The following is a 10,997-nucleotide window of genomic DNA, read 5'->3' as shown; positions in this document are numbered from 1 at the left end:
GCCGGCTTGAGCATGTTGCCCGCGTCCATCGCGCCCTCGGCCTTGCCGGCGCCGACCATGGTGTGCAGCTCGTCGATGAAGACGATGGTCTGGCCTTCGTCCTTCGCGAGTTCGTTGAGCACGGTCTTCAGGCGCTCCTCGAACTCGCCGCGGAACTTGGCGCCCGCGAGCAGCGCGGCCATGTCCAGCGACAGCACGCGCTTGCCCAGCAGCGACTCGGGCACTTCGCCCGAGACGATGCGCTGCGCGAGGCCTTCGACGATGGCGGTCTTGCCCACGCCGGGTTCGCCGATGAGCACCGGGTTGTTCTTGGTGCGGCGTTGCAGCACCTGGATGGCGCGGCGAATTTCCTCGTCGCGGCCGATGACCGGGTCGAGCTTGCCCAGGCGGGCGCGCTCGGTGAGGTCCATGCAGTATTTCTTGAGGGCTTCGCGCTGGCCTTCGGCGTCGGCGCTGTTCACGCCCTGGCCACCGCGCACGGCGTCGATGGCGGACTCGAGCGACTTGCGGCTCAGGCCGTTTTCCTTGGCGAGCTTGCCGATGTCGGCCTTGCTGTCGGCCAGCGCGAGCAGGAAGAGTTCGCCGGCAATGAACTGGTCATTGCGCTTGATCGACTCTTTCTCGGTGGCCTGCAGCAGCTTGTTGAGCTCGGGGCCGACCTGCACGATGTCGTGGCCCTGCACCTGGGGCAGTTTCTTGATGGCGCCTTCGGCGGCCTGCAGCAACCCCGGCACGTTGACGCCGGCACGCTCCAGCAGGGCGCGCGGGCCATCGTCCTGGCGCAGCATCGCGACCAGCAGGTGGGCCGGTTCGATGTAGGCGTTGTCGTTGCCCAGCGCGAGCGACTGGGCGTCGCCCAGTGCTTCCTGAAATTTGGTGGTGAGTTTGTCTTGTCGCATGTAAGTTCCACGTGTTGCCGCAGTCGTGCAACGAGCGAGTCTGCGCGCATGGCTCACCGGCGAATTGCGCTGGCACAAGCTTTCGACAGTCTGTTTTGGCCTGACAAAGACAACGAAGCCATCATTGAGGACCGCAAGACAAGGAATTCGCCGTCTCACTGAACGAATGCTCGGGCAGACGAACGTCAGGGGACGCGCGGCCCGACGAACGTGCAAGCAGTCAACGCCTTGAGTCCATAACCTCCAGCGACGCAGCCTCTCCCGTGCCCAGGGAGCGGGTGCATCTGACTTTCGCGGCGGCGTTGTACGAATCGCGCGACGCTGTGAACAACGGTTCAGCTTCGACAGTCCGGGATTCGGGCGGCGCGCCAGCGGGCCGCGAGTGCCGCGATGTCAAAAGGTCTGTCGGTCATGACTTCAATGACCTGTTCGATCTCATCTCCGCGCAGTGGTTCGTGTCGCTGCAGTTGCGCTGCCAGCACCTCGAGTCCGGCCTCCGACGCGTCTGCCGCCTTCGCGGCACGCTGCGCCACGCGGCAGCGCAACGTGGCGTCGCTGGCGCGGCAATGCAAAACCGTGAATGGTAGTTGGAGCTCGCGCGCCAGTTCCTCGAAGCGACGCCGCTCGGCACTGCGCAAAAATGCCGCATCCACGATCACCGGGTAGCCTGCCAGCAGGACCTGGCGCGCACAGGCACAGAGACGATCAAAGGTCTTCTGGGTCGCGTCCACACCGTAGATGTCGAATCCCTGTGCCGCCGAGCTGGCCAGCGGCCGAAGGCCAAACAGACGCTTACGCTCGACGTCCGAGCGCAGGCGAATCGCACCGGTCGCGCTCAACAGCTGCAAGGCGATGGTGGATTTTCCCGAGCCGGAGAAACCGTGAGTGATGAGCAGCCGGGGGCCTCCGCTGGACGGCCGCATCAGCCTGGCCGCACACTCGAGGTAGGCCGGCCCCGGGGATTTCCTCGGCCCCATCCCAACGACCATGTACCTCACGAGCGCCCGGTAGACTTCATAGAATCGCAGCACCGGCAACCCTTCGTAGTCACCGCTGTGCTGAAGCCACGCGTCCAAAAAGCGGAAGGCCAGGTCACTGTGGCCGTGAGCCTTCAGATCCATGACAAGGAAGGCAACGTCGCTCATCACGTCGATCCATCGCAGCGCAGGATCGAACTCGATGCAGTCAAACGGCGTGAGCAGATCATCGACCAGGGCCACATTGGCCATGTGCAGGTCGCCATGGCATTCGCGTACCGCGCCACGCTGCAACCGATGGCCCCACGCGTCGCGGTGAATACCGGCCTGTTGTTGCAGCCAACTGCGAACGCCTGCGAGATGAGGCTCATCGTCTGGCGCGATACAGGCAGCGACCGAGGCAATCACGTCAGTGATGGCCTGTCCGACCAGATCGGCACTGCCATAGGCAGGCGGCGGCCTCCACCGCGGCGCCACTGCATGCCATTGCGCGAGCCGCTGCCCCAATGCGTCAACCTGCCGGGCCTCGATCTGGCCAGACACCAATAGTTCTCGCATCAGTGAGGACGCCGCAAAACGGCGCATATGCACCAGATAGTCGACAGGCGCACCTGCGAGGCCAAGTTGTGGCGATTCTCGCGAGCCGCATACGGGCACGACGTCAAGATAGATCGACGGTGCAAAGCGCAGGTTCAGCCGCAACTCCTCTTCACAAAAATGCTTGCGCGCCTCCAGGCTGGAGAAATCCAGGAAGGACAAGCGCACCGGCTTCTTGAGCTTGTAGGCATGCGACGCCGTCAAGAGCACCCAGGAGATGTGCGTCTCCACCAACTCGACAGGCGCGCCGGTGTCGCGGTGCAGCAAGTCTCGCAGTGCGTTGACCAGTGTGGTGTCCATTCTGAGTGCCCTCGTGTGTTCAGCGCTTTCGCGCAAGAGCGAGCCATCGCCAACCCGCCCAGCCCGCGGGCACGGCCAGCCCCCACGCCCAAGGCGACAGATCGGCAGGTGGGCCGAACACGGACCCCGCACCTGGCACGGCAATCAAGACGGAAAACACCGCGCAGACGCCCAAAAGCAACATCCAGAACACAGCGTTGCCATGCGCATGACCACGGGCACCGAGGCTACGAAACCACAGCAGCAGCACCAGGTTGCCAAACACAATGGACCCGAGACTGGCCATGCGAAGCATCTCCGGCGATGCCCCCTGCCAATGGCAAACCCATTGCACCAGCGCCACGCCGGCAAACACCAATGTGCCAAGGGCCAGCGCGCGCCCGGCAGACGCGAGAGAAAAAAGCGCATCGCCCTTCGCACGGGGCGGCACGCTCATGATGTCATCGGGAGCGGGCTCAGCTTCGAACACCAGTGAGCATGCCGGGTCGATCAGCAACTCGAGCAGCACCACGTGCAGCGGCAACAACAGCACAGGGCCTCCAAGCACAACGGGAATCAACGCCACGCCCACGATGGGCACGTGCACCGCGAAAAGGTAGCCCAACGCCTTGCGCAGGTTGGTGAAGATCCGCCGACCGGCGCGCACCGCCTCAACCAGCGAGGCAAAGTTGTCGTCCAGCAGCACGAGCGAAGCGGCTTCTCTCGCCACGTCGGTGCCACGCCGGCCCATTGCAACGCCGATGTCGGCAGCCTTCAACGCCGGTGCGTCGTTCACTCCGTCGCCGGTCATTGCCACGACCTCACCCTGCTGCTGGAGCGCACGCACGATGCGCAGCTTCTGGGCCGGATCGACACGGGCGAACACCTGCACCTCGCGCACGCAGGCGCGCAGCGCCTCCTCGTCCATGGCGGCCAGCTCGGCGCCTCTGACCACGTGAGCCGCCCCCCTGCCGATCAGCCCGGCCTGCCGTGCGATCGACTCGGCGGTGAGCGCAGCGTCGCCAGTGATCATCACCACCCGCACACCGGCTCTGCTGCATTCCGCAATGGCCCCGGGCACCTCTGCGCGCAAGGGGTCCATGAACCCCAGCAAGCCCAACGGGACGAGCTGCGTGCCCGAAGGCAGCATGGCGTCTTCGCCTGGACGCAACGCATCGCCTTCGGCGACGGCCAGAACGCGCAGGCCGGTCGCACTCCACAGGTCCGCGGCTTCGCGCAAGCGCTGGAGGACGTTCGGATCGCCGCCGCACAGTTGGAGGACGGCCTCGGCTGCGCCCTTGACCACAGCCATTTGTGTGTTTGCCCCTCGGATCTCGGGGTTGCGCCACCAGTGGACGACATAGGGCGCGCCTTCGCGTACACCGCGGTGGGCGGCGGCGGTCCAGCCCTCGCCGACGCTCAGCGCGGCAGCCTCTGCCCTGGTCCGCACTGCATGATCCATGGGCTCCGCCCCCCCCGGGCTGCTCGCGCGCAAGGCGCCTTGTAGCAGGCGCTGGAAGCTGGGCACCAGCACAGTTTGCGGGCTCGGCCGGTCGTGGGTCTGGCCATCGTGCAGCGCCACGAGCGCCATGCGGTTCTGCGTCAGCGTCCCGGTCTTGTCCACGCAAAGCACAGTCGCTGTACCAAGCGCCTCGATGGCCTGTGGCTGGCGCGTCAGCACGTTGGAACGCGCCAGGCGCCAGCTGCCCAGGGCCAGCATCACGCTCCAGACGACCGCGAACTCTTCGGGGATCAACGACATCGCGAGAGTCAGACCGACCAGCAGGCCCTGGGTCCAGGATCCCTCGCGCAAGCCGAACATTGCGGCTGCGGCGATGCAAGTGAACGCGGCGAGCCAAGCCACACGCCGCACCAACAACTGCAACTCGTCCTGCAAACGGCTGGTGCGCGGCGCAAGTTCCGCGAGCGAGCCATGGATGGCACCCAGCGCGGTGTCCGCGCCGATGCCGGTCACCTCGGCCACGCCGTCGCCGCGCACGACCAGGCTCCCGGCGTACAGCCGGCCACAGTCACCTGCACGCTCGGCGCCGCGGCATTTGCGCAACGGCATGGACTCGCCGGTCCGCAGCGATTCGTCGACCTGAAGGCCCATCGACTCAAGCACACGGGCATCCGCTGACATCCGGTCACCTTCGTTCACCAGCAGGCGATCGCCGCATACCAGCTCCCTGCTCGCGATGCGCAGGGCGCGGCCTTGACGCACGACCGTGCTGCGCGGACTCGACAGGTCCCTGAGCGATTGCAGCACGCGTTCGGTGCGCTGCTCCTGATAGATCGAAAGCCCACCCACCGCTGCCACTGACAACAGCAGCATTCCGGCGTCGCCGAGGCTTCCAAGCACCGCGTAGAGCGCCGCGGTGGTCAACAGCAGCATGAACATCGGCTGGGTGAATGCCGCCCACGCGATGCGGGTCAAGCCCCTGTGATGCGCGGACGGCAGGACGTTGGGACCATCGCGGAGGAGGCGATGCGCGGCTTCGGCGTCGGTCAGGCCCGCACTGTCGGTATCGCTCACGGATGATGCTCCTCGATGGCTGGCCCACAGCTTGCCAGCGCGCACCGGAGCCGCCTTGATTTACATCAAAACAGCACCCATGCGCTCCACACCACGCCGACTGCCAGCACAAGCGTGGCAATGCCGCAGGCGAAGCCCAGGAGCACCGCCGCGCCGTCACCGCGCAAGCCGCCGAACGCCATCAGGCTCAGCGTCACGCCACTGGGGATGTTCACCAGCGGAAAGGGAAGCACCAACAGCACCGCGACCGCGAAGCCGACCACACCCGCCAAGCGCATGGCCAACGGGCCGGCAAAGTCGTGCAGTCGCACCCGCGTGCAGCCGCTGCTCCAGACAGCCAGCCTTCCCAGGTGCGACGTCAGCACGCGCAACTGCGCACGCGCGAGCGTCTTTCGCGCGAGCCATCTTGGCAGCCATGCGCACTGTCCCAACGCCTGCTGTGCCGTGAACAGCAGCAGCGGCAGCCCGAAGACCGTCGACATGCCGGGCAGCGAGGGCAGCGTGTTCGGCAAAGCCAGCAAGAGGATCACGGCTGCGAGGCCACCCTCCCCGGCTGCGGCAAGCACCTCGGCGATCGACACCCGTTCGCTCTCGTTGCTGCGCGCCAGTTCGTCCAGCCTGTCCACCCAGACGTCGGCGCCCGCCGTCACTGTCACTACCTCAATGAGCGATCAGGACCGGCAGCGTCATCTGCGAGAGGATCTGTCGCGTCACACCGCCCAGCATGCGCTCGCGCAGCCGTGAATGGCTGTAGCCCCCCATCACGAGCAGGTCGGCGCCCAGATCTGCCGCGCGCGACAGCAACGCGTCGGCGACGCTGATCTCGGTCACTTCGCTCTGTGCCACGGCCTGCACGCCATGACGCAGCAGGAACTGGATCATCTCCGGAACCGCCAGCGGCAACGTGGCACCGCTTTGGCCCGGATGAAGCAGCGACAAAAGCGTGACCCGCGCCGTGCGCCGCAAGGCCGGCAGCGCGGCGTGCAGCGCCACGGCGGCTTCCCGCGAGCCGTCCCATGCCACCAGGGCATGCATAGTCTTCTCATCGAACGTCCCGGCTGACGGCACGACCAACACCGGACACCCCACATCCATCAACACCTGCCCGGCCAGCCCGCGAACCACGGTGTCGCTGGCGTCCTCGCCCTGCCCCAGCACCACGAGATCGCTCGCTCGCCCGTGGCGCACCACCGCATCGACCGTCGCGCCGTCGACCATTCGAACGTCGTACGACAGCCCTCCCGTACGCTCGATGCCCTCGCGGAACTCACGTGAGATCCCTTCAGCGCGCCGCCGCAGGTAGTCGGCCGATTCTGCGATGTAGTCCGACATGCCGGTAGGAATGGCATCTGCCGGGATCACGCCATCTAGAAGTCCTGTGGGCAGCAGCGCGATGAGGTGGCCTTCGTGCGCGCGTGCCCAACGGGTCGCCAGCGCCGCGCGCACCGGGCTGCGCAGCGACTGGTCCAAGTGCACGAGGATGGTTCTGTAGTTCATGGGAGGTCCTCGAAGAATGGCGCGCCGGGCACGACGCAGGAAGCCGAAACGGCCGACTTGTGAATCATGGGCCGGCGCCGACCCGGGAGCATTGCGCGCCATCAAATCAGCGCCCGCGCACGCACTTGTCATACACGTGCGAAGCACGCCCCTCGGGGTCATAACGGCGCTTGAGCACCGCGTAAACCTCCGCCCCGTAGCTACGGTCGAATTCCTCCCTGGTGAAGAAGCTCTGGGAGTACAACGACTTGATGCCCCCCAGGCGCAGCACCTCCAGTTCGACGAGGCGATTGAAATGCCCCGCTTCGTGCGAGTCGCGGCCCGACACAACATCCCAGAAGCCGAAGTTCACGTACAACGTGCCCGGCGCCAGCGGATACAACGCGAAGCGCGCGCTCGGATCGGGTACATGCACCGGGCAGATCCACACCGGCAGGATGCCTATTTCGCGCTGAAGGAAGTCGAGAAACGCAGGCGCCGCGCTCAGCGCAACGTCGACGTCCTGAATCACCGATTCGGTGTGCAGCCCGCGCCAGTGCGCCCAATGCCGGCTCAGGCCCCACCGCGCGTCGATGCGCATGAGCTGCGTGTAGGTGCGCGAGTTGAGATGGGCTCGTCCGAACATGCGGCGCACCAGCGGGTTCTGCGCGCCGAAGTTGCGCGAACACCAGAACCAGTCGGTGTCCCAGCGCCACAAATAGTCGTGCACGCTGAGGTGGTCGAGGGGCATTCGCAGCAATGAGCGATAGTAGATGTCGCGGAACTCGTAGTTGCTGACCCATGGCGCGGTGTCTTCGAATCGCGCCACGTTCAGCACCTGGGAATACGGACCGAACACGACCCCGTCGACGAAGTCGGCGTCGCCCTCGCAAGCCTCCGACAGCGCGGCGAAGAAGTCAGCGGGCCGGGCGTACGCGATATGTTCCACGCGCACGAACGGTCGCACCGGCACCGTGCGCAACACCAGCCGCACGGCGTAGCCGAGCGAGCCATAGGAATTGGGAAACCCGAAGAACAGGTCGCGGTGCTCATTGTCGGGTGTGCAGTGAACGATGCCGCCACCGGGCAGCAGCACGTCCAGTTCAAGCATCGTATGGTGCACGAGCCCCTGGCGCATCGACGTCGCCTCGATGCCCACGCCGGCCACCGCCCCGCCCACCGTGATGGTCTTCAGCTGCGGTACCACTGCCGGCATCATCCCATGTTGCAGCGTCTGGGCAACCAGCGCGTCGTAGGTGGTCATGCCCTCGACCTCCACCGTGCCGCACCCGTTGTCGACGCCCACCACGTGGTCGAACTCGCTCATGTCAAGTCGATGTCGCGGTCCTGGGCCGCGGTCGCGAAACAAGTTGGACGTGCGCTTGGCCAGCCCGAGTGGCGCCGACCCGCGCGATCCAGCCGCGCCGACTTGCTGCAAGCCGTCCAACTGGGCCTGGAGCCGGTCCCGGCGCGCTTCATGCGCACGCCTTTCCTCAATGAGGCTCATAGGGATGAGCTCGGCTCATCGGATAGTTCTGCGCCGTCACGTTGCCCTTGCTGAAAACGATCTGGAACAGGTGGGTATAGCCCGCCGGAGAACGGAACATCTCGGCGCAGCCTATCAGGTATGTGCGCCACACGCGGCGGAAACGCTCGTTGAAGCGGTTTTCGTCGAGCCGCTGGATCGCAGGCCAGTGCTGCTCGAAGCGCGCAGCCCACGCATCGAGCGTGGGGGCATAGTGCCGGCGCAGGTTTTCCACGTCCAACACCTCGAGGCCGCAGCGCTCCATCTCCACGAGCACGTCCGCCAGGCTGGGAATCCAGCCCCCAGGAAACACATGCTTGCGGATGAACAATTCCGTCTCGAAATGCCCCACATGACCAATGAAATGCAGGATGCCGAGACCGCCAGGCTTCAAAAATCGCGCATGGGCGCCGATCACCTCCGCCAACTGGTCGCGCCCAGCGTGCTCCAGCGTGCCGATGGACACGACTTTGTCGTACTGCGTGTCAACGTCGCGAAAGTCACACTCCCGCACGGTCAACGAGGCCTCCAGACCACGACGCTCGATCTCGTCGCGAAGCCATTCGACCTGCTCGCTCGTGGTGTTGAGCCCCACTCCAGTGGCACCGATCTTCTCCTGCGCCTGGAACATGAACCCGCCAAAGCCACAGCCGATGTCGACGAACCGGTCCTTGGACTGAAGCCGAATCTTGCGGCACACATGGTCGATCTTCTGGCGCTGTGCCTGCTCCAGACTCGTCGTGCCTTCGGGCCAATAGCCGCAGGTGTACATCATGAGCGGATCGTCGAGCCAGGGTCGGTAGAAACCGGTGCCCAGGCCGTAGTGGGCACGCGCATTGGCCTTGGCATGAGCCGGGTCGCGGTTGGAGTGTCGCAACTCGTGAAGGCCGTTCTCGAGGCCGTTAAGCGCACCGCCTTGCTGGTCCAGGCCGGCGGCCAAGCCAGCCGCAAGGGCGGCCCCGAAATTCCCTTCGACATCGACATGCTGGTCGAAGTACGCCTCCATGAGACCGATGTGACCGCGAGCGCTGACGGCCAACAAGGCGGCGTCGGTATGGAAGACGACGGTGAACGTCGGCACGCCTTCGCCCACCGGAATGTGCTCGCCATCCGGAAGGACGACCGCGAAGCAGACCGATGCGCGGCGCCCGAGCCCCTCGAGCACGTGACGCAGGGCTTGAGACAGCATCATGGAAGCGATCAGGACGCGGCCGGGGCGGCACGCATGGCGATGGGCTAGCCGTCCAGCGGCACGCCGCCGCCAAAGCGGCAGATCCAGCGGTCTGCCACGTCGCGCTGCAGTGCGCCGACCGAGCGCTGCCATGCCGCCAGCATCTCCCACTGTTCTCGCTGTGCTGCCAGCAAGCTGTTGCCGACGATCAACTGCCAGTTCAGCATGGTCTGAAAGTAGCCGGCACCGAAAGCGGGACCAGCGGTCGTCGTGGAAGCTTTATTGAGCATCGCTGTCTCCAATTGCAAAATCCCATGCTAGGAGCTCACCGGCCGTGCTGCTTGACACAGATCAAGCCCGAGGCCAGGGCCATCCCAGCGCGGCGCTTAAAGCGCGGAGTTGCGCATCGCCTCGCGCAGACGCGCCGAGGCCTGGCCCACTTGTGCCTCCACCGCCTGCCACTGCGCGGCACCAGCAGCATCCAACTCGGCCACCCTGTCCTGCACGGCCCGCTGGCTGCTGCGCAGTTGCGCGATCCGTTGCTCTGCGCGCACCTTGTCCTCGCCGCTGGCTTGCTCCGCTTGGCGTTCAAGCGTGGCCAGTGCCAACCGCGACCTGTCCACCTCGCGCTGCGCTCGCTCGACAACCAGACTCTGCGTGCGCGTGATGGGTGCATAGAGGAACACCGGCTGCGCGGCCAACGACCGCCGCGTCGAATCCGCCAGCACCAAGCGACTGCCCTGCACGCGCAACTGCCCGGCAGGTACTGCAACGGTGTCCTGGGCAGTCCCCAACCGGAGGCCGAGCGCGATCACCACGAACGACACACGCATGTCGGTGCCGACGATCAGATCGAGCGCCTTCCCCAACCGCTCGCCCTCGGCGTTGTAGACCTCTCGCCCCAGGAGGCTTTGCCTGGCGCTCCACCCCGTGACTACCTGATTGGGCTCGGTGCGTTCAGCCGCGGTGGGGATGGAACCGGCCACCTGGGCATGGGCGCCGTCGATCACGGCGAAGACCATTGCGACGGCGAAGACCGCGGTGCATTGAGAGAACAACGTGAACCGGTGCATGCTCATCCAGCCTTCATGGGCATTGCCATACCGTCATGCAGCGTGAAATAGCGCCGGGCGAAGGCCACAAGTTCGTTGGCGCTCATGCGCTCTGTGATCTCCCAGCCCGCCAGGCGCGGCGCCACTTCAGCGCGGTGCTTCTCGACGTAGTGCCGGAAATCGGCCTGCGCACTATGTGACCCGGCGACCAGCACTTGCGCATTGTCGCGCAGCGCATCGCACACTTCGCCGAAGAATTCATGCTCACTGCGAACGGCGCTGCCGTGCTGACGGGTGTAGTGCACATGAGACTTGACCTGCCGCTCAAGCACCTGGGTGGCGTCGAACTGCAGCAGTTGCGCAGAGTGGTGGTCGATCCAGAGGACGGCGTGGTGAAAAGGCATGGCGTTGCTTTCTGAAGCAGAGTGGGTTCGAGTACTAACAAAGGGGACCACGAAGCCGAACAAGGTGTGAGCGGCTGCGTT

At 65.5% G+C, this 10,997-nt stretch carries 10 protein-coding genes; all 10 read right to left on the bottom strand.

The annotated features are described in order from the left end of the window. The coding region (locus tag BM013_RS35535) for a Clp protease N-terminal domain-containing protein (RefSeq protein ID WP_143098451.1) at nt 1-899 on the bottom strand (899 nt) is incomplete at its 3' end. A 335-nt stretch (nt 900-1,234) separates the two neighbouring features. Further along, nucleotides 1,235-2,773 (bottom strand): bifunctional aminoglycoside phosphotransferase/ATP-binding protein, encoded by a 1,539-nt coding sequence (locus tag BM013_RS35530; protein WP_093134152.1) that lies wholly within the window; start codon nt 2,771-2,773, stop codon nt 1,235-1,237. Between the two features lie 19 nt (nt 2,774-2,792). After that, entirely contained in the window at nt 2,793-5,288 is a 2,496-nt protein-coding gene (locus BM013_RS35525) for a cation-translocating P-type ATPase (RefSeq protein ID WP_093134149.1), read from the bottom strand. Between the two features lie 65 nt (nt 5,289-5,353). Then, nucleotides 5,354-5,938 (bottom strand): exopolysaccharide biosynthesis protein, encoded by a 585-nt coding sequence (locus tag BM013_RS35520; protein ID WP_177225660.1) that lies wholly within the window; start codon nt 5,936-5,938, stop codon nt 5,354-5,356. Nucleotides 5,939-5,948: 10 nt separating this feature from the next. Continuing rightward, on the bottom strand, nt 5,949-6,785 hold the full coding sequence (locus BM013_RS35515) for a universal stress protein (RefSeq protein ID WP_093134144.1): 837 nt from the start codon (nt 6,783-6,785) through the stop codon (nt 5,949-5,951). 106 nt (nt 6,786-6,891) lie between these two features. Next, the gene (locus BM013_RS35510; protein WP_256221842.1) at nt 6,892-8,091 is read right to left on the bottom strand and encodes an FAD-binding oxidoreductase; all 1,200 of its coding nucleotides are present in this window, start codon (nt 8,089-8,091) and stop codon (nt 6,892-6,894) included. A gap of 166 nt (nt 8,092-8,257) precedes the next feature. After that, nucleotides 8,258-9,481, bottom strand: coding sequence for an SAM-dependent methyltransferase (locus BM013_RS35505; protein ID WP_256221841.1), 1,224 nt, complete (start codon nt 9,479-9,481; stop codon nt 8,258-8,260). 44 nt (nt 9,482-9,525) lie between these two features. After that, nucleotides 9,526-9,750 (bottom strand): hypothetical protein, encoded by a 225-nt coding sequence (locus BM013_RS35500; protein ID WP_093134138.1) that lies wholly within the window; start codon nt 9,748-9,750, stop codon nt 9,526-9,528. A gap of 96 nt (nt 9,751-9,846) precedes the next feature. Then, nucleotides 9,847-10,533: a PRC-barrel domain-containing protein gene (locus tag BM013_RS35495; RefSeq protein WP_177225659.1), complete on the bottom strand. Its 687-nt coding sequence runs from the start codon at nt 10,531-10,533 to the stop codon at nt 9,847-9,849. Between the two features lie 2 nt (nt 10,534-10,535). Next, nucleotides 10,536-10,916 (bottom strand): hypothetical protein, encoded by a 381-nt coding sequence (locus BM013_RS35490; protein WP_093134133.1) that lies wholly within the window; start codon nt 10,914-10,916, stop codon nt 10,536-10,538. Nucleotides 10,917-10,997: the final 81 nt, after the last annotated feature.

It is taken from the genome of Variovorax sp. OK605 (assembly GCF_900115445.1).
In the GTDB taxonomy this organism is placed as follows: Bacteria; Pseudomonadota; Gammaproteobacteria; order Burkholderiales; family Burkholderiaceae_C; genus Variovorax.
This window is presented reverse-complemented; position numbering and strand designations above follow the sequence as displayed.

Bases quoted from the DNA above. Each gene is read 5' to 3' on its own strand.
- BM013_RS35530 (WP_093134152.1), bottom strand. From the start codon at position 2,773: ATGGACACCACACTGGTCAACGCACTGCGAGACTTGCTGCACCGCGAC.
- BM013_RS35515 (WP_093134144.1), bottom strand. From the start codon at position 6,785: ATGAACTACAGAACCATCCTCGTGCACTTGGACCAGTCGCTGCGCAGC.
- BM013_RS35510 (WP_256221842.1), bottom strand. From the start codon at position 8,091: ATGAGCGAGTTCGACCACGTGGTGGGCGTCGACAACGGGTGCGGCACG.
- BM013_RS35505 (WP_256221841.1), bottom strand. From the start codon at position 9,481: ATGATGCTGTCTCAAGCCCTGCGTCACGTGCTCGAGGGGCTCGGGCGC.
- BM013_RS35500 (WP_093134138.1), bottom strand. From the start codon at position 9,750: ATGCTCAATAAAGCTTCCACGACGACCGCTGGTCCCGCTTTCGGTGCC.
- BM013_RS35495 (WP_177225659.1), bottom strand. From the start codon at position 10,533: ATGCACCGGTTCACGTTGTTCTCTCAATGCACCGCGGTCTTCGCCGTC.
- BM013_RS35490 (WP_093134133.1), bottom strand. From the start codon at position 10,916: ATGCCTTTTCACCACGCCGTCCTCTGGATCGACCACCACTCTGCGCAA.